This window comes from Niabella hirudinis (assembly GCF_051201075.1).
Taxonomy (GTDB): Bacteria; Bacteroidota; Bacteroidia; order Chitinophagales; family Chitinophagaceae; genus Niabella; species Niabella hirudinis.
Window position 1 is genome coordinate 347,848 of sequence record NZ_JBPEHJ010000004.1, and the last position, 17,967, is coordinate 365,814.

Consider the following 17,967-nt stretch of genomic DNA (forward strand, 5'->3'; position numbering starts at 1 on the left):
CTTAAACTATAAACGGGTTATGCATATTCTTATAAATGGTTATTTCATCGGCCCCCAGCATGGTTGTATGAGGGAGCAGCTTTTCAGGCAATACAGGAGCGGGCAACCCGTTGCCGGCGATCATCCTGGTGTTTGTAATAACCCGGACTTCATCCCAAAGGCCGGCGTCAATAAAGGACTGCAGCAGCTGGCGGCCGCCTTCTACAAAAATGCTCTGAACCTTTCGTTCAAACAAAATATCCAGCATTCCTGCCATTAGGTTTTCATGCTCCACCCTGATCCACTCTGCCTGTTTGCTTTTTTTTTCCTGCCTGCGGTTAAACACCCATGCAGTATTGCCCGAATGCAGTAATTTCAGATCATCCGGCAGCTTGCCCGAAGCCGCAACTACAATTTTTAACGGTGTTTTTCCAAACCAGTTACGATTATCGAGCAGCGGGTTATCCATCACCGCTGTGGCGGCGCCCACCATAATGGCCGCTTCCTCCGAACGCCACCGATGCACCAGCCGGTTGGTTACCGGGTGGGTAATCATTAAACGCTCTCCGGCAGTCATTCCTCCTTTGGGGGAGCCGGAAGATGCCGCCATAATGCGATCCCTGGTTTGCGCCCATTTTAAAATGATATATGGACGTTTCTTTTCATGAAAGGTAAAGAACCGCTTGTTGAGCGCCATCGCCTCCTGCGTGGCTATATGTTCAATTACTTCCACACCTGCATCCCGGAGTTTTCCGATCCCCCTGCCATCGACTTCCTCAAAACTGTCGCGGCAGCCCACCACTACCTTCGGGATTTTATGCCGGATGACCAGATCCGCACAGGGAGGTGTTTTGCCAAAATGCGCACAGGGCTCCAGCGAAACATAGAGGGTTGCCTTCCCGATGAGCGCAGCATGCTGCTGCAGGGCATTTTGGATACAGTTTACCTCTGCATGCGCTTCTCCATAGCGTTGATGATACCCTTCGCCAATGACCCGGTTGTTGTATACAAGCACCGCACCCACCATCGGGTTGGGGGCCACGCTTCCTGCGCCCAACCGTGCCAGTTGAAAACAACGTTCGAGGTAAAGCCTTTGTATTCCGGTATCCATTTTTGCAAAAGTAAAAGAATTAAGTTTGCAGCATGTCTTTAAAAAATGCAGAAAAAAGTTTTGTACAGGAGCTGCAGGTTCTTTACCCGCAAAGTGAAGCGCAGCAGATCTGGTGGCTGGCTGTAGAAAATCTTACGGGATTTAATCTCCGGGAAAACGCAAATCAGCCATTTAACCCTGACCCCTGCATGCTGAAAATGCTGACCGGGATAAAAAAAAGGCTGCTGAAGGCCGAGCCGATCCAATACATCCTGAATGAAGCTTGGTTTTACGATATTCCTTTTTATGTAGATAAGAATGTGCTGATTCCCCGGCCGGAAACGGAGGAACTGGTGGATGCTGTCATCCGCGACTGCAGGAAGCAGCCGGCCGTACGCATACTGGACATCGGTACCGGAAGCGGATGCATCCCCATTATTTTGAAAAGAAAGCTCCCGGAAGCTACGGTTACCGCCTGCGATATCAGTTTGAATGCGCTGGCCGTTGCACGTAAAAATGCGGCTAAATATGACCTGGACATTCAATTTATTCAGCTGGATTTTTTAGAAGCATCCAATTGGAAGCAACTTCCGCAGGTTGATGTATTAGTCAGCAACCCGCCCTACATCCCCGTTGCCGGTAAAGCATCCATGCATAAAAATGTGGTAGACTATGAGCCGGCCCTCGCTTTATTTGTGCCGGATGAAGATCCTTTGCTCTTCTACCGGAAAATTGCAGATGCGGCAAAATCCATTCTGGCGCCCAACGGCCGGATCTGCCTGGAAGTACATGAGAACCTGGCGGAGGAAACCCAACAGCTGCTTGAAGCGAAAGGATTCGCAGCATCTGTTAAAACCGACATGCAGGGAAAACAGCGGTTTGTGCTGGCCGGCTTTGTCAATCATTAATGATCCTTTTTTAATGCGTCCGTTCCAGCCGGGCGCAGCATCATGCCCTGGAACTGCTTCATAGTATGTTCCATTCCTTCGGTACTGCCATCCAGGAAAATCACATTTCCTTTTCCATATTCTGCAAAGTTCTTGATGGCTTCTGTCCACATGCTGAACAAGATAAAATTGGTATCAAGGTTGGCCTGGCGCAGTTCCACCGCAGCGGAAGATACTCCTTTGGCCACTTCCTCCCTAAATAAGGCAATTCCCTGCCCCCGCAGCCTTGCCGCTTCCCGCTCGGCTTCCGCACTTATCTTAATTGCGTTTCCCTCGGCCTCAGCCGACTTGGTTTTGGTAATCAGCAATGCCTGGCCCTCATTTTCTGCTGCCGCCTTCAGGTTGTTACTGGCAACCACTTTGCTCATGGAATCGAGGATCATTTTATCAAATGTGATATCATTGATCTGGAGGTCCAGCAAATGATAGCCCCACTCCTCAAGCGTATGATCAATTTCCACCTTTACATACTGTACAATTTCCCGGCGCAGCCCCAAGACCTCTGCCTGTTTTTTTGTAGCTACAAATGCGCGTATATTTCCCTCAATAGTGCGCACCAGGGCCTGCATAAGGTTTCGTTCATCGATAAATTTGAATGCCACTTTTTTCACCGTTTCCTCCAGCTCATTCTGTACCGCGTACAGCAACATGCTTTTAAAATACACATTGGCCTGATCCTGGGTCACCGCCTGGAACTCAAGCTCTACCGACCGGTTTTGAACGGACACCCGGCGGTACACCTTCTCAATAAAAGGGATTTTAATATTTAAGCCCGGCTTTACAATGCGACGGTATTTCCCAAACATGGTAATGACGCCAATATAGCCCTGGTTTACTGTAAACAACCCGCTGAGCACCACAAGCAGTACAACCAGCACCCACCAAAAGTTTGTAATGAATTCCATAACAATGATTATATTTTATAAAGATAAGCATTAAGCTACCGTAAAAGAGATACCTTCTCTGTGTATCCGTACCGGCACCTGTTCCATCCGGAACGTTCCGGGAGCAAGAAAACAATCAAAAAGCCGCTTTTTCCTCCCAAACCTGCACCAGGTTAACAAGCGTTTCAACCGATTTTTGCATATCCTGGATGCTCACGTATTCGTGTTTTCCATGGAAGGCCATTTCACCGGTAAAGATATCCGGAAAAGGAATGCCCATAAAAGATAGCCGGGAGCCATCTGTCCCCCCCCGCGCGCTGCTCTTTTTAAATTCAATGCCACTCCGCTCCATTGCGATCTTTACATAATCGCCTATTTCAGGATGCTGATCAACCACTTCCTTCATATTCCGGTATTGTTCCCTGCTTTCAAATTCGTACCGGCTGCCGGGGTACCGCCCTGTTGCCTGTTTTGCAAACTGCTCTAACCGGGCCTCATGCAATTTTAGTTTTGAAGTGTCAAAATCGCGGATAATAAAACTCAGCGAGGCTTTTTCGGCGCCGCCTTCTATATGTACCGGGTGCACAAACCCTTCCCGGTTTTCCGTAGTCTCCGGGCTAAAGCTATCTCTTGGCAGCAGGTCCAGGAAAGTACCGGCTATTTTAATAGCATTAATGAGTTTATCCTTAGCGTAACCGGGATGAATACTGTTACCGTAAAAATGAATGGTAACACCATTGGCGCTAAAGGTTTCATCGGTATAGCTGCCCCTTTCTCCCCCGTCCAGGGTGTACCCAAAATCTGCTCCCAGTTTTTCCAGGTTTACATGGTCTACCCCGCGGCCAATTTCCTCATCGGGGGTAAATAAAATTTTAACGGTACCATGTTTTATCTCCGGATGCGTTACCAGGTAATGGGCAAGATCCATAATGATGGCAACCCCTGCCTTATCATCCGCGCCCAGGAGCGTAGTACCGGAGGCGGTAATAATATCTTCGCCCCTTTTTGTTTTCAGATAGGGATGATCGCCCGGCCGGATCACCTGCTGCGGGTCATCGGGCAGCACTATATCCCGGCAATCATAATTCTGATGTACAATCGGTTTTACCCCCGCACCAGAACAATCGGAAGAAGTGTCTACGTGACTGCAAAAACAGATCACCGGCACCTGCTTGTCTGTATTGGCGGGAAGGCTGGCATATACATAACCGCAATCATCCAGTTCCGCATCCGCTACCCCCATCTCTTTCAGCTCATCGACCAGGACTTTGCTCAAATCCTTTTGCCGGGCGGTGGAAGGTACGGTATCCGACTGCGGATCACTTTGGGTATCAATTGTTACGTATTTCAGAAATCGGTCAGAAACCGTAAAGCTATAGTTCATGATGGTTTAATTCTATCAACAAATAAAGATAAAAGCAGCCCATAAAGCTGCTTTTACTAAATTATCATTTAATCCTTGTTAAGGCATAATAATCAGGGGGCTTCCGCCTTCTATCTCAACCAATTCCAGGTCAAAAACCAGGTCTTTGCCGGCCAGCGGATGATTAGCATCCAGTACAATTTTATCGTCCGCAATCTCCTTTACCGTTACCTGAAACTGCTGTCCCTGCGGGTCGCTCATAACCAGGGGCATCCCCACTTCTACTTCCATATCCTGGGGAAGGCGATCTTTTGGCATTTCGATAACCATATCAGGATTTACCGGGCCATAGGCCTCATCAGCAGGAATAGTGATGGTCTTTTTTTCGCCAACCGTCATCCCTGTAACACCATCATCAAATCCTTTGATCACCATACCGCCCCCGATTTCGAAGGGCAGTGGATCGCGCCCCTCGGAGGAATCGAAGGTTTCGCCGGTGGTCAGTTTCCCGTGATAATGAACCTTTACCTTATCGCCTTTTTTTGCTTGTTGCATTGATTGAATTTAAAATGAATAAACTGATTCGAGGGCAAGGTAGGCTTTTTTGTGCAGATGCCATAATTTGTAGCGACCACCCTATTTTTGCAGCATGACGCTCAATGAACAGGCAAAAAAGTTACGTATCGTATTTATGGGAACGCCGGAATTTGCGGTGGCCAGTATCGATGCCCTGGTTAAGGCCGGATGCACCATCGCTGGCGTAATCACGGCCCCGGATAAGCCAGGGGGCCGGGGTATGGAATTGCAGCAAAGTGCCATAAAAAAATATGCGTTGGAACAGCAGCTACCGGTACTCCAGCCCGAAAAACTGAAAAGCCCGGACTTCCTTGATGCGTTGCGGACTTGGAAGGCCGATCTCCAGATCTGCGTGGCTTTCCGGATGCTGCCGGAAATCGTGTGGAACATGCCGCCCATGGGCACCATCAACCTCCACGGCTCGCTGCTGCCCCAATACCGCGGCGCGGCACCCATTAACTGGGCCGTAATCAACGGCGAAAAAGAAACCGGGGTTACTACATTTAAATTACAGCACGAGATTGATACGGGCAATATCCTGCTCCAGGACCGCTTTCCTATTGATAAAGAAGATACAGCAGGAACGGTTCATGATAAAATGAAAGAAATCGGGGCGCACTTGCTGGTAAAAACCGTAGCCGGGCTGGCAAATGGACTGCTGAAAGAAATTCCGCAGCCGGATGCCACAACGCTTCACCATGCACCAAAAATCTTTACTGAAACCTGCCAGATCGACTTTCACCAGCCTGTGGAAAAAGTCTATAACCTGGTGCGCGGACTTTCGCCCTATCCCGGGGCTTTTACACTCCTCAACCATAAAAAACTGAAAATATTCAAGGCGGTCATCAGGACCACAAAAACCGACCTGCAGCCGGGTTCCTATCAAACAGATGCCAAAACCCTGCTATCCTTTGCCTGTACCGATGGACTGCTGGACCTGAAAGAGGTTCAGCTGGAAGGGAAAAAGCGGATGAAAATTGAAGATTTTTTGCGGGGCTACCAGTTTTAACCAATAACCGGGTGTTGACGGGCAGTTTTTAACGGCTCCGCTACAAAGCTGTCGGTTTAGGATAAAATTTGCGGCTCTATCGCGGTTTTTTTCAGCGCTGAGCAGGGCCTTTGTAATGCTTTCTCAAAAAATCCTCCGCTGTCTGAACCTCCAGAATTGAAAAATAAAAATCTCTTGTATTTTCCGTTATAATGTGTGTACAGTTGGCGTTATAGGCTGCAAAATATTGTAAACCATCTTCAAAATCATTGATATGCTTATCCGCAGCCGCCCGTTGCACTTCTCTATTGCCACATTCGGTTATGGTAAGACCGGCAGCCAGCAACCCAATGCGTTCCCTTGCCGACCGGGTGCCATGTTTTTTCTCAGCAAAATAGTAGGTAATGGCAAGCGTTACTGCTGTGGTTACCAATTGATGCCCATTAGCAGATGCCCAGCTTAATACACGTGAAGCATAGGTAAATAGGGGGTATTCCTTGTTAATCACCGCAACCAGGATATTGGCATCGATGAATAATTTCATAGTAATAGCTATTTATGACTCTTATAAAATGCGGCTTTTTGTTTTTTGCCTATCGGTTTTGCATTATAGGTTGCCGGCCCCTCGGCCACCATGTTCACCCAATCCTCGATGGGGATATGCTCAATGTTTTGATGCCGGCCCGTGGCAATCACTTTTTGTAACAGGAGCTCAACAAGGCGCGACAAACTTAACCCCTCCGAAGCCGCATATTCTTTTGCACCTTCAATAATAGCACTGTTAAAACTCAGGGTTACTTTGGCGTCCATGGCGCATTAATTTTATACGACAAAGATATTTTATTTATACGTATTGCTCAAATATCTTTCTCAGCCAACAAGTCCCGTTAATAATCAGTTATTAATGGCTAACTACTACATCAAAATCGGCAGCATTGATCCGGAGCGCCGTGGCAGCAGCATCGCTGATACGAATAGCAGGGCTGTTTGGCTGTTTCAGGCTTTTTATATCTCCCAGCACTTTTGCATACACAGTGGTCTTGGCATTTGGATTGGATAATTTTATGATCGTTCCTGCGGGAACGCCGTCTATCAGTGCATAGTATTTCCCATCGCTCCAGCCTTTATCGGTTTTAAAGAGGCCGGCATGTACGGATTTATCCGCTGCAGCAGCTCCATTTGCCTGCATTTCATAGGCGTTTTTAAAGAACCCGCTTTCATCAAAATTTGCAGGCGGTGGTGCAGTTTCTGCGATGGGAGCAGATGAAACGGCAGGCGTTGCCGGCTTTTCTTCTGATCGTTTTTGAGGTTCTTTTTTTGCAATGGGTTCCGGGCTTTCCTTTGCTTCCGCTGCTGCTTCCGCCGGGCCCAGGAAGCGCGAAGCAATATACCCCGTAACACCTGCGCTGGTACGGATGGTAGCCCATTCACCTTTCAGATCGCCGCTTACCGTAACAATTTCGTTGTTTTCGGCCCTGCCCACCACCGGCTCATCGGTACCGGGGCCCTTCCGGATATTGATTCCCGTACCCACAATGGCCATTTGCTTTTCGGCTTTGACAACGGGCGGCTCTTTTTTAGCCACTGGCTCCGCAGACGGATCAACAAGATATTGAGCAGCGGCATACCCTTCTTTTCCATCGCCGGTACGCACAGCAGCCCATTCATCATTTACCTGACGGGTTATTGTAATAATTTCATCTTTTTGCGCCTGACCAACAATAGCCTCATCCGTACCCGGCCCCTTCCGGATATTGATATAAGTGTCAGAAGCCACTTTCGCTTTTTTGCCAGCTGTTTTTTTCACTTCGGCCTTAGCAACTTCTTTTTCCTCATCGTTATTCTTTGCATCCGCAGATCCGAGAAACTGGGAAGCCACATAGCCTTTTTTGCCATCTGCTGTACGGATAGCCGCCCATTCATCACTGGTTTTCCGGGTAATAGTAATCACCTCATCTTTTTCTACCTGGCCAATAACCGGTTGATCCGTACCAGGGCCCTTTCGTATATTCACCGCAGATACAGCCACCGCCTTCTGACCCGCCTTCAAAACAACACTGTTTGCAACAGCCTCCTCCTCCACACGGGGGGCTTGTACCGGCTCCAAAAACCGGGAGGCCATATAGCCCCTTTTACCCTCACTGGTGCGTACCTCTACCCAATCGCTATTGACCCTGCGTGTAACCGTTACCACTTCATCTTTTTGCAGGGTTCCCGCCACGGATTGGCTGGTACTGGCTCCTTTGCGGATGTTTACCGCAGAAGTAACCGTTACCTTCTGACCCGCTTTCAAAACAGCATTGCTATTGTTTTTTGCCGTCTCGGCTTTCTCCTCTTCTTTGCTCTCGTTTTTTGCTACAGCATTGTTGGTCAAATATCCTACCAGGATATCCTGCCCTCTGGCAACTTCGCCCTTTTTCAGCTTGTTCCAGGACTTCAGGGTTTTAATATCCACCCGGTTGAATTTCCTGCTGATCGTTGTTAAGTTATCTCTTGCACCTGCTTCATAATAAACAGGGATTCCCTTTCTGGATCGGGTATTGAGGTTAGAAGCCGTAACCGGCACTTTGATGGATTGCCCTATCCTCAGCTCCTGGCTGGTTTTAAATCCATTCGCTTTTGCAAGGGCAGAAAGAGACAGGCCATATTTCGTACTTAAATACTGTAATGATTCGCCGGAAGTGACCCGGTGCTCCACAACAGTCCCTTTGGAAGTGGAATGTGCAGTCAGTTTCTTTTGCGCATGGGCAGTACCCATCATTAATATCAATCCGGCCGTAACAATAAACGATTTCATGTGTGCTAAAAATATGTCTTAAGAAAATCCTTACTAATGCACGAATTTACAATAATATTTACAACTTAGCGGTATTAGAATTTGTTAACTAAAAGGAATATTTTGCGGGCAAATAATTGATATTTTGAAAAATTGTACCTTTGCGCCCCTATGTTTATAGAAGTTTTTAAATCCAAGATCCACCGGGCCGTTGTTACGGAGGCCTTCCTCAATTATATGGGCAGCATTACCATTGACGAGGACCTGATGGACGCCGCCAACCTGATTGAAAATGAAAAAGTTCAGGTCGTAAACGTTCATAACGGAGAACGGCTGGAAACTTATATAATCAAGGGTAAAAGAGGTTCGGGAACCATCTGTCTTAATGGACCGGCGGCCCGTAAAGCGCAGGTGGGTGACCCTGTAATCATTATTTCCTATGCCTCTATGGATTTTGAAGAAGCCAAAAAGCACCAGCCCAGGATCGTTTTTCCAAAAGAAGGAAACCGCCTTTAGGGCTGAACAATTTGAAAATTTGAGAATGTGGATATTCTATAGACGATAGATATTAGACGATAGACATCTAGTATCTAATATCCAACGTCTTACATCAAGCATAAAAACAGATCTAACGTTAAACTTCAAACCTGAGACCTGAAACCAAGGTCTCCCCCTCCTGATGAAACACAACCTTCGTATTTCCCATCCAGAAATAATCCCCTTCTTTTAAAAGCACTTCAGTGGTATCAGATAAGCGTATGGAATTTTTTTCCGTATTAAAATAAGTACCGTTCTTGCTGGGCGCTTTATCCTGTAAAAAATAAGCATACCCACCACCGGCAGCACGCCTGCGTAAAATCTGACAATGATTTTTTGATATAAACCGGTCAGAGGTTTTAATGCCAAAATCGGCTGTCCCACCCGGCAAATCATTCCAACGTCCGATAGTAACCAGGTCTTTATTGATAAAATAATGCTGCCCTTCCGTAAGGATGTTCGGTTCTACTTCTATATAGGCGTCCGCACTGCTTTGCCGGGGATCAATATCGATAACCGATCCTTCCTGTTTTTCGGGCACCTCAATCTTTCCATCCAGCCCGTTATAAAAAAACTGATTCAGTTCCCTTCCCGTTCTGAAGCGCTTCAGCGGATTTTTTTCGAGGCATTGGTGCACCAGCATTTGCAGCCATACAGGAATATCACAAGCGTCTGGCCGCATGCCCTCTTTTTCTTCTATAGCGGCCATCCGTTTCCGGCAGATATCCGGCACCGGTGCGCTCTTATGCTTTTCTTCAAGGGCAATCATCTCGTTTGCCTGCTTATAATCTTTTACAGGGAACGGCACGCCACCGGTAAGCAGTTCATACAAAACGATACCCAGGCTGTAAATATCCGAAGGGGTATCCACCAGCGCAGCCCTCCACTTTTCAGGCGCCTTATACTCGGCCATTCCATCTTCCTTTTTGCTATGACGGACCGCATCCGGATCTGCAAAAGACAATCCAAAATCGATGAGCACATACCGCCAGGATCCATCACCATTCCTGGTGCGGATGATGTTCTTGGGGTTAATATCATTGTGAATGATTGCGTCCCGGTTAATGATCACTGAATCGTGCGCACCATGCTGCGGGGCGCTGCCATAGGAATGATAGTGATGGCAATAACTTAAAGCCGAAGCCATTTGTGCAATTACCTCCAGGGTATCATCAATAGAAAAATATCCCTCTCGCTGAATGACGGATTCCAGCGTTTCGCCATCTACATATTCCATTTCCAGCGAGGGCTTATTATCCAATATATACTCCTCATAGATCTTCACAATATTGGGGTGATCCAGTTTTTTGAGTATATCCACTTCATTCTTAAAATCACGGTACTCTTTTGCATCTTCGTTTTCCAATACAAAATCCAGTTGCTTTAGCGCAACAATATGCTCCGGATCTTCCTTGCTGCGGGCCTTAAACACCGCCGAAAAACCGCCATGTCCCACCACCTTTAGGATGTCATATTTTGATGCTAACTCCTGCATTCCTTTTTTAGTTTCTGGATTCTCGTTTCTGGATTCTGGATTCTGGATTCTCGTCAGGATTCCAGAAGCTGAAATTCCAAAACAATGGTGTCATTAAAACAAATCGAATCCCCGTTCTTTAAAATATGCGGCACCGTGGCATTGCTTAAGCTGATGCCTGAAAAATCATCCAGCGATGCATTAAAAACCTTGATCTTATGCGAGGGATTATTCAGAAATTTTGAACGGAAGAGTTTATAGGCGCCAATCTCCTTATCAAAAACAATAACCGCATGCGACCGGCTTATAAAATTATTAACCTTGTACGGCTCCTCATTCTTTTCCTCTATACCTACAAAAGCGATATCATTATGCATCTTGGGGCCGTTTTCAATTTTGGGGTCCTTTCCCCGGCCAATAAAATAATGCTTACCCGTTGGCTCCAGGATATACTCCGGCTCCCAGGTAATCCCTTCTGTAGCTGTCACCCGGGCTTTTTGTCTTTTTAGTGCATCCTTCGGCGTTAATACTTCCACGCCGATCCCCTCCGTAATCGCCGTTACTTTAGCTGTGTCCGGCGACTCAAGCCGTATCTCTATCTGCAGGTCGTCCTTACAGGCAACGCCTCTCGATTTAAACTCCCGCTTTACCCGGTTCAGGAATTGAGGATCTTTCACCAGGCTCATGAGTCCTACGTTCTCCACCGCATGATCCTTGTATGCAGAATGAAAAACCAGACCCGATACCACCGTATTGCTATAGCCCAGCATCCGCACGGTATTGCTGATGGCGCCCACGGTAATCTCCTTCAATTCTTCAATATTATCGGCCTTTGCCGCCAAAGCATTGCGCTCCGGTACTTTGCTGACGGACTGTTTTGCCGCTTCTTCTTTCTTTTCGCCGGCTCCAAATGCCGTATCATCTGCATTGAGCCTTTCCGAAAATTGTTCAAACTTTTTCTTAAACCAATTCATCTTCTTTAATTATCGGTTAATCTAAAAATATCCTGCGGCCTTTAACTGCTTTAAAATATCAACCGCCAGTGTTTTGGCGTATTCCGAGTTACCAATTTCTTCAATCCGTATGGTAAAGGCAATGGGCGCTTTGAGCTTTGGCGAAGCTACAAAAAAAGTATACCATGAATCCGTAACCCGCTTCAGAACCACTTTATTTCCTCTTTTCACCAGTTTATCCCGTTCCGGACTGCCGGTTTTTCCATGCACATCCAACCCCGATGCGGCTGAAACTTTTGCAGACTGTTCCCGCATAAAGCTTCCGATCAGCGGGGCAATCTGCGGCTGGCTGGCAATTGCAACAGCTTCCTGCCCGTAAGGTTTATTGCTCCAGCTTTTAAACAGAAAACGGGAAGGTTGCAACATGCCGCTATCCGCAAGTGCGCCCGACATTTTAGCCAAATGCAGTGGCGTGGCCGAAAGCTCCCCTTGCCCCCATGCCAGGTCGGAGTACGGCGACTGCAGTCTCCGGCGCGTATTCACCAGCCGCTGGCTGTTAAAAATATTTTTTCCACGAGCCACAAATTGGCCCCATTCTTTAAAGTATTTTTCGCTGTCATAATCTTCCGGCCGCTGAAAATGAAAACCACCCCGGTTCAGGATATTCATCCCCAGGGCATCGTACAGGTTAAAAAGAGAGGCCTGCAGATTCTTATCATTAGCCAGTTTGATAAAATAAACATTGCTGGAATGCACGATGGCCGAGCGCATATCCACATTCGTATTTACCGGCTCGCCCTGATGGATGACCTCTGCCGGGTAAATAAAATAGCTAAACTGTGCTGCCTGCGGCCCATACTGGTTCATGGCTGCTGTGGCATCGATAATTTTTACCGTTGATCCGGGCCTCGAATTAAATGTAATACCAAGGTCCTGCGGTACCACCACCCGGTCCTGAAAAATCTGTTTGAAAATAGTACGGTAATCCGAAGGATCGATATTACTGATCAGCTTCAGGTCTTTATAAGATGGCGCCGGGTTGGAAGCCGAGGCCAGTACATCGCCAGTGGCAGCATTTATGGCCACAACGGAAGTCCGGAAGGGATTGGAGGCCGTGGTATTCTGAATAACCGCATTAATTTTCTGATTTAACGCCACATCCAGCGACAACCGGATATCCTTGTCCTTATTGTTTTGCAGTTCTACCCATTGTCCGTCCTTTCCTTCCTTTAAAATGGGCGCCAGCGCACTGTAGTCGTACCTTACCAGCTCCGATTCCTTTTGCGTAACAGGCAGGAAACGGTCTTCCTTATAACGGTCTGATGTTTTTTGGGAAGTGGTATTAGTCACCTCAAATCCCTTCAGCAGGGTATAATGCCGGTACTCGGCCGCGTAGCCTGCTTCTTCCTCATTGGCGATCTCCTTATTATAATCGCCCAGCCAGAAAAGCAGATCGGCGCCAAAAGGATAATACCGGTTCTGATCCCGTTTTAACTGTTCGGCATAAAGCACGGGGTTGGCTCCCAGGGTAACCAGCCGGTTTTTAAACTGGTCAAAACTGGCCTTGCTGGATGTAGCCAGCAATACGCCATTGCGGTCGTAAATATTCCCCGAACGGATCTCCCGGAGAAAAATCCCGATGCGCGGGTTATAACTGTATTGCCAGGCGCCTTTGCGATTGAGCACCAGCGCCGGTTTGGTAATGTATTCGTCCGATTTATACTGGTACCAGAACAAGGTTCCGATAAAAAAAATCAGCACTGCAAAGAATGTGAGAATGGCATAGGCATTCACATTATCAAAATTCTTTTTTACATGCTCCATTTCAAGGGCATCTCCTTTCTCATTGGAGAGGATCAATACCAGTACAAATGCGCTCAGGGTAATAATGATGCCGGCATTACCTTTACTCAAGAGGGGCACCGAGATCCCCGTCAACGGGATCAGGCCCAGGGTTCCGGCCGTGATCAGGAAAAACTGAAGCATAGTAGCAATGGCGATGCCGGCAACCAGGTAAAAAAGAAATGGTTTGCCGGTGCGGCGCGCCGCCAGCAACGACCGGTAAGTGAGCAGGCCAAATGCCAGGAAAATCGAAATCAGGGCTACCAGCCCCAATTCCTCACCAATACTTTCCAGGATCATATCCGTGTGATAGGCCGGCATTACACTGGAAAATCCTTTCCCCAGGCCCTGCCCCAAAAAGCCCCCCGCATTCAACGACCAGATGCCCTGTGCCACCTGATCGCCACCGATGAGCTTGTTCTCCCATATATTCCTGAACATCCCATTCCGGTCGGCCAGGCGCTGGGTAAATTCAAAAGGCAGGGTGGCCAGCAGGATAAATGAGGAGATGATCAGCACCATAAAAAACACCGATTCATAACGCTTTTTAAAAAATGCATACCCCAATGTGCCCGCGCAGGCAAGGATCGCCACCAGGGGCAGATAATTATGTTGCGCATTGTTGATAAACCGGGAGGTAACCATAAGCAATACCACGTAAACAACCGCTACCAGTACCATCGGAAAAAACTCTTCTTTCGCAAACGAATAAAAGAATAAAAACGTTAAACAGAGTACAATGGCCGGTCCCAGGTCGCCCAGCGCTGCATATATGCCCAGCAGGAACAGGAACAAGAGCAGCATCTTTATATTGTTCCGCGTCAGCCAGCGGTTGTCGGGGATATTGCGGAAGTACGCGGAATTAACGGCAAAGTAAGCGGCAAAAAAAACGATCATTAAAACCTTGGATAGCTCACTCACCTGAAACCCGAACAGATTTACTTTTACCCCGCTCCCTTCCGGCCCCGTGCCGATAAGGGCCAACATCAGCATCAGCACTATCGAAAGGAGCATCCAGGAGTATCCCCGCGGTGCTTTTAACCCGCCCGACAATGGCAACAGGTTATAAACCGGATCGAACCACCGTGAATGATAAAACCGCATAACGGCGTTTTCCTTTAGAAAGAACAGTACCACGGAAAAGAACAGCAGCACGCCGGCGGCACATTTTGCCATACCGCTACCATGTATCATATCGCGCAGCGGATCCTGCATGCTGTACAACACCATAATACCAGTGCCCGACAGGAGAAATAATATTGGTAAAATAAACTGATCGCTCCGATAATTCTTCAGCCAAAGTACCAAATGGAATACCCAGAAAGCCAGCACAAACAGGACCAGGTTGGTAAAAAATTCCTTTTTGAAATCATCGGGCGTGCGTACGGTAAAGATCTTATCATTTTTGATCTGTCGAAACTCGGTACGGTCCAGGATCCGGATCTTATGAACCCTGCCCTCAAAACTGAATGATTCATCGTCCCCGATAGCCGCTACACCTTTTGCCGGTCCAAAATCATAACCGGGCTTCATAGCAATAACCCGGTAATTACTGCGCTTTTCCAGGTTATAAAACTCATAGGAGCCATTCTCATTCGTACGGGCAAAAAATTCTACGGCTTCATTGCCCCGCTGCACGCTGAGGGTATCATAGTAATTTGAAGGAAAGACCTCGGTCAGTTTCACCAGCACGCCCGCAGCTGCCTGCGCGCCGCTGCTGTCGGAAACAGCCAGCCGTACTTTACCATGGATCGACAGTTTTGTCTTCGTATTTTGCACCGCTACTTCATCAGGATACTTAGCAGGATTTTTTAGTTCGGCAGCATAAAGCGCACTGTCCATATCCAACCGGGTAATGGCATTCAAAAAGCGCAGTTTTCCGGATTCGCTCGAAGTATTCAAAAACTCCGTAGCGGGAACCATCAGGCTGTTCTTATTCAGGGCTCCCAGATTGGGCAATTGTCCTTCTCTTTCTACCAGTGTTTTTATTTTACCGGCAATAAAACGGATATATTCTTCATCCGTAAAATAGCCTCCCCTGGTAAAGATCTGCTGCAGTGTGGCAGACTGCACGGGGGCTACCAGGTTCACCATTTTACCGCTTTCATACCCGTAATCCGAATTAATAAAATCCGCTTTTTTATGCTGGTAGTACTGATAGGCCATAAGGCCCAGCAGCAGGGTTACCGCTGCTAAAAGAACCCGTTCGATCCGTCTTGGATATAATTTTATTTTTTGCTTCATCTGTTAATAGCCTTGCAGTGCATTACGGCGGATACTGTCCCTGTAAATAGTATCCGTTGCGTTAATTAATGTATCCATATTCTGTAACCTTGCGCTGTCCATTAGCGGTATTGTATCATTCCGGAGGGGTAATGTATCCGGCACTGCCGCCGGCGTTTCCTGCCGGGTAAAAAAGGAGCGCGTTCCTGTCCAGTTCAGTAAGAAGCCTACAACCAATGCAATAATGACCGGCCATAGGCTTATTTTTTTTTTGCCGGGAGAACGATGATAAGCGGGCATAATTTCTTCTGTTTCGGGGTTCGCAATAGGAATTTCAATCGCCTGTTTTACGGTCTTCTTACGTCCCGGCTTCTTTGCTACCGTATACGTTGCCAAAACCACGGTAATATTATCTTTCCCTCCCAGCTCATTGGCCTTATCGATCAGCTGCTGTGCCTTTTGCGGAAGCGTACCAGACCCGGATAAGATGGCACTCATCTGCGCCTGGGTAACAAGATCCGTAAGACCGTCAGAACAAAACAAGGCAATATCATCCGGTAAAAAACTGTGTTCCCCGATGTCGAAATAATGATCAGAATCTTCCGCATCCAGGAATAATTCTCCCACCATTTTGCTGATCTCATTCCGGCGCGGGTGCTGCATAGCTTCCGTTTCTGTAAGATAGCCGCTGTCCTCCTTCATTCCTACAGATGAGTGATCCCGCGTAACTTTGAGCATATTGCCATTCCGGCAAACATAGCCGCGGCTATCGCCCACATGGGCAAGGTACATCATTTCCTTATCCGCATCCAATACCGCTACCGAAAGCACACAGCTCATGCGGCTCAGCACCTCGCTGGCCTTTCGCTGCTCAAACACTTTGTTATTGGCCGTAATGGCGGCTTCTTTCAGCAATTGCCGGGGTGCGCCAAAGCTGAAATGCTGCAAATACGTTTCGATGGCTTCTTTTGCGATCAACGCGGCTTCCGCGCCCCCCTCATAGCCACCCACCCCGTCAATAGCTCCCGCCAGCGCACGTGAAGGGGTTGCCCAAAGCGCGGGAACCGCAATAAAATTATCTTCATTCTCCTCCCGTTTGCGGCCCAGGTCTGTTTGTCCGTATAAAACGATCTTCCTGCTCATGGTTTCACTTTAGATTGTAACAGAAATACCACCGCAATAAACAATAACATTAGCACACCGATCATAATTTCTTTTTTTGTTGACTGGTTTACCGGTTGAAAGGTTAACCGGGCCATCCTTTTCAACTTTTCAACATTGCAACCAATAAGTTTAAACGGCCGCCTTAAAATCCAGCTGAAAGATTCCGCAAACAATAGTGGACTCCGATTTCAGCGGGTGCCACACGGGGTTTTCTCCCACCCTGCTCAGCTCCAGCCGTTGCTCATTTACAAAAGCATCTGCAAACAAGGCAATATAAAAGGCTCTTGCCCCTTCTTCATACCGGATCATCATGTGCTCTTTTTGCAGGCTGTCGCTGGGCTCATTAATACACAGCAGCGTAGCGGTGCTCGTCATACCATCGATGGCCTTTGTGATCTTCAGCTGTTTCTCCCGCATGGGAAAACTATAACGTTGTTTATTGAGCACGAACTGTATGGTAGCCAGTTTATCCGGTGACGCACTGTTTCTTGAACCGGGCGATGGCGCCTGTACGGCAGTAAAATCTCCCAAAAACTCCTTACGGAACTTTACCCGGAAATGTCCCTTTGATAAAATATCAATATTGGAAAAAGTAGTGGGATTCAGATCGTATTTGGAATATTTGGAATGCTTGCTGCTAACCGAAACTTTTATATGTTCGGACGACAGCTCCGACCATGATTTTTCAGAAGTGGGCGTACTTACCACCTGTATGGTTCCCGGTTCAATCTCCTGGTTATCAACTCCCCGCTCGGCCGGGCAATATTGAAAGTCCCAGAAATTTCCGATCGGTTCATAGCGGGGATACTGATCCTTGCGCTGGTTAATATAATCGTAAAATTCGTCCAGGACCCCCTCGGTAATACCAGCCAGCCGTAATTCGGCATGTTTATAATCTTCCGGGCGCATCAGGATGAGGTAGCTGCAATCGTACATCATCCGTTTGTTAAACGATTCCCGTTCGATGGTTTCTTTAAACGATACCAATACATGGTCGACCAGCGCCTGGTTGGTAAGCCTTATTTCCGCCTCTTCTTCCTCATCCGGCAACAGCCATCTTTTTAATTTATCAAACATATTATTGATTTCTGATTTGAGATTTCTGATTTCTGATTTGAGATCACATTGAGAACAAAAACGTTCCTAACCTCAACCCTGAAACTTTAAACCT

The 17,967-nt window shown here is 47.4% G+C and carries 15 protein-coding genes; 3 read left to right on the forward strand and 12 right to left on the reverse strand.

All coding sequences use genetic code 11. The features are described from left to right. Position 1: 1 nt before the first annotated feature. Positions 2–1,090, reverse strand: coding sequence for a bifunctional diaminohydroxyphosphoribosylaminopyrimidine deaminase/5-amino-6-(5-phosphoribosylamino)uracil reductase RibD (ribD, locus tag GGU45_RS10425; RefSeq protein ID WP_435224476.1), 1,089 nt, complete (start codon positions 1,088–1,090; stop codon positions 2–4). 32 nt (positions 1,091–1,122) lie between these two features. On the opposite strand from ribD, the gene prmC reads away from it, so the two are divergent. Continuing rightward, the gene (gene prmC / locus GGU45_RS10430) at positions 1,123–1,977 is read left to right on the forward strand and encodes a peptide chain release factor N(5)-glutamine methyltransferase (RefSeq protein WP_435224478.1); all 855 of its coding nucleotides are present in this window, start codon (positions 1,123–1,125) and stop codon (positions 1,975–1,977) included. Here the strand turns inward: prmC and GGU45_RS10435 are convergent. From GGU45_RS10435 to GGU45_RS10445, 3 genes are all read right to left on the reverse strand, one after another. Beyond that, positions 1,974–2,921 (reverse strand): SPFH domain-containing protein, encoded by a 948-nt coding sequence (locus GGU45_RS10435; RefSeq protein WP_435224480.1) that lies wholly within the window; start codon positions 2,919–2,921, stop codon positions 1,974–1,976. The two genes, prmC and GGU45_RS10435, sit on opposite strands and share 4 nt — an antisense overlap. Positions 2,922–3,036: 115 nt before the next feature. Then, the gene (pepT, locus tag GGU45_RS10440) at positions 3,037–4,284 is read right to left on the reverse strand and encodes a peptidase T (RefSeq protein WP_435224482.1); all 1,248 of its coding nucleotides are present in this window, start codon (positions 4,282–4,284) and stop codon (positions 3,037–3,039) included. A 78-nt stretch (positions 4,285–4,362) separates the two neighbouring features. Further along, positions 4,363–4,818 carry an FKBP-type peptidyl-prolyl cis-trans isomerase gene (locus tag GGU45_RS10445; RefSeq protein ID WP_435224484.1) on the reverse strand — a complete coding sequence of 152 codons (456 nt, stop codon included), beginning with the start codon at positions 4,816–4,818 and terminating at the stop codon, positions 4,363–4,365. 94 nt (positions 4,819–4,912) lie between these two features. Between GGU45_RS10445 and fmt the strand changes: the two genes are divergently transcribed. Further along, positions 4,913–5,848 carry a methionyl-tRNA formyltransferase gene (gene fmt / locus GGU45_RS10450; protein WP_435224486.1) on the forward strand — a complete coding sequence of 312 codons (936 nt, stop codon included), beginning with the start codon at positions 4,913–4,915 and terminating at the stop codon, positions 5,846–5,848. Between the two features lie 91 nt (positions 5,849–5,939). On the opposite strand, the gene GGU45_RS10455 is transcribed toward fmt, so the two are convergent. From GGU45_RS10455 to GGU45_RS10465, 3 genes are all read right to left on the reverse strand, one after another. After that, a complete protein-coding gene (locus GGU45_RS10455; RefSeq protein WP_435224488.1) occupies positions 5,940–6,371 on the reverse strand; it encodes a type II toxin-antitoxin system VapC family toxin in 432 nt (143 codons plus the stop codon). Between the two features lie 8 nt (positions 6,372–6,379). After that, positions 6,380–6,637 carry a DUF6364 family protein gene (locus GGU45_RS10460; RefSeq protein ID WP_435224490.1) on the reverse strand — a complete coding sequence of 86 codons (258 nt, stop codon included), beginning with the start codon at positions 6,635–6,637 and terminating at the stop codon, positions 6,380–6,382. Between the two features lie 91 nt (positions 6,638–6,728). After that, complete coding sequence (locus GGU45_RS10465) at positions 6,729–8,624, reverse strand: SH3 domain-containing protein (protein WP_435224492.1); 1,896 nt, start codon at positions 8,622–8,624, stop codon at positions 6,729–6,731. A gap of 150 nt (positions 8,625–8,774) precedes the next feature. On the opposite strand from GGU45_RS10465, the gene panD reads away from it, so the two are divergent. After that, the gene (gene panD / locus GGU45_RS10470) at positions 8,775–9,119 is read left to right on the forward strand and encodes an aspartate 1-decarboxylase (protein WP_435224494.1); all 345 of its coding nucleotides are present in this window, start codon (positions 8,775–8,777) and stop codon (positions 9,117–9,119) included. Between the two features lie 118 nt (positions 9,120–9,237). Here the strand turns inward: panD and GGU45_RS10475 are convergent, their stop codons facing one another. The 5 genes from GGU45_RS10475 to GGU45_RS10495 form a co-directional block, all read right to left on the reverse strand. Further along, positions 9,238–10,635: a protein kinase domain-containing protein gene (locus tag GGU45_RS10475; protein ID WP_435224496.1), complete on the reverse strand. Its 1,398-nt coding sequence runs from the start codon at positions 10,633–10,635 to the stop codon at positions 9,238–9,240. 53 nt (positions 10,636–10,688) lie between these two features. Continuing rightward, positions 10,689–11,588 (reverse strand): hypothetical protein, encoded by a 900-nt coding sequence (locus GGU45_RS10480; protein ID WP_435224498.1) that lies wholly within the window; start codon positions 11,586–11,588, stop codon positions 10,689–10,691. 21 nt (positions 11,589–11,609) lie between these two features. Further along, positions 11,610–15,653: an FtsW/RodA/SpoVE family cell cycle protein gene (locus GGU45_RS10485; RefSeq protein ID WP_435224500.1), complete on the reverse strand. Its 4,044-nt coding sequence runs from the start codon at positions 15,651–15,653 to the stop codon at positions 11,610–11,612. Positions 15,654–15,656: 3 nt separating this feature from the next. Continuing rightward, positions 15,657–16,775, reverse strand: coding sequence for a PP2C family protein-serine/threonine phosphatase (locus tag GGU45_RS10490; protein ID WP_435224502.1), 1,119 nt, complete (start codon positions 16,773–16,775; stop codon positions 15,657–15,659). Between the two features lie 150 nt (positions 16,776–16,925). Then, entirely contained in the window at positions 16,926–17,873 is a 948-nt protein-coding gene (locus tag GGU45_RS10495; RefSeq protein ID WP_435224504.1) for a hypothetical protein, read from the reverse strand. Positions 17,874–17,967 lie beyond the last annotated feature (94 nt).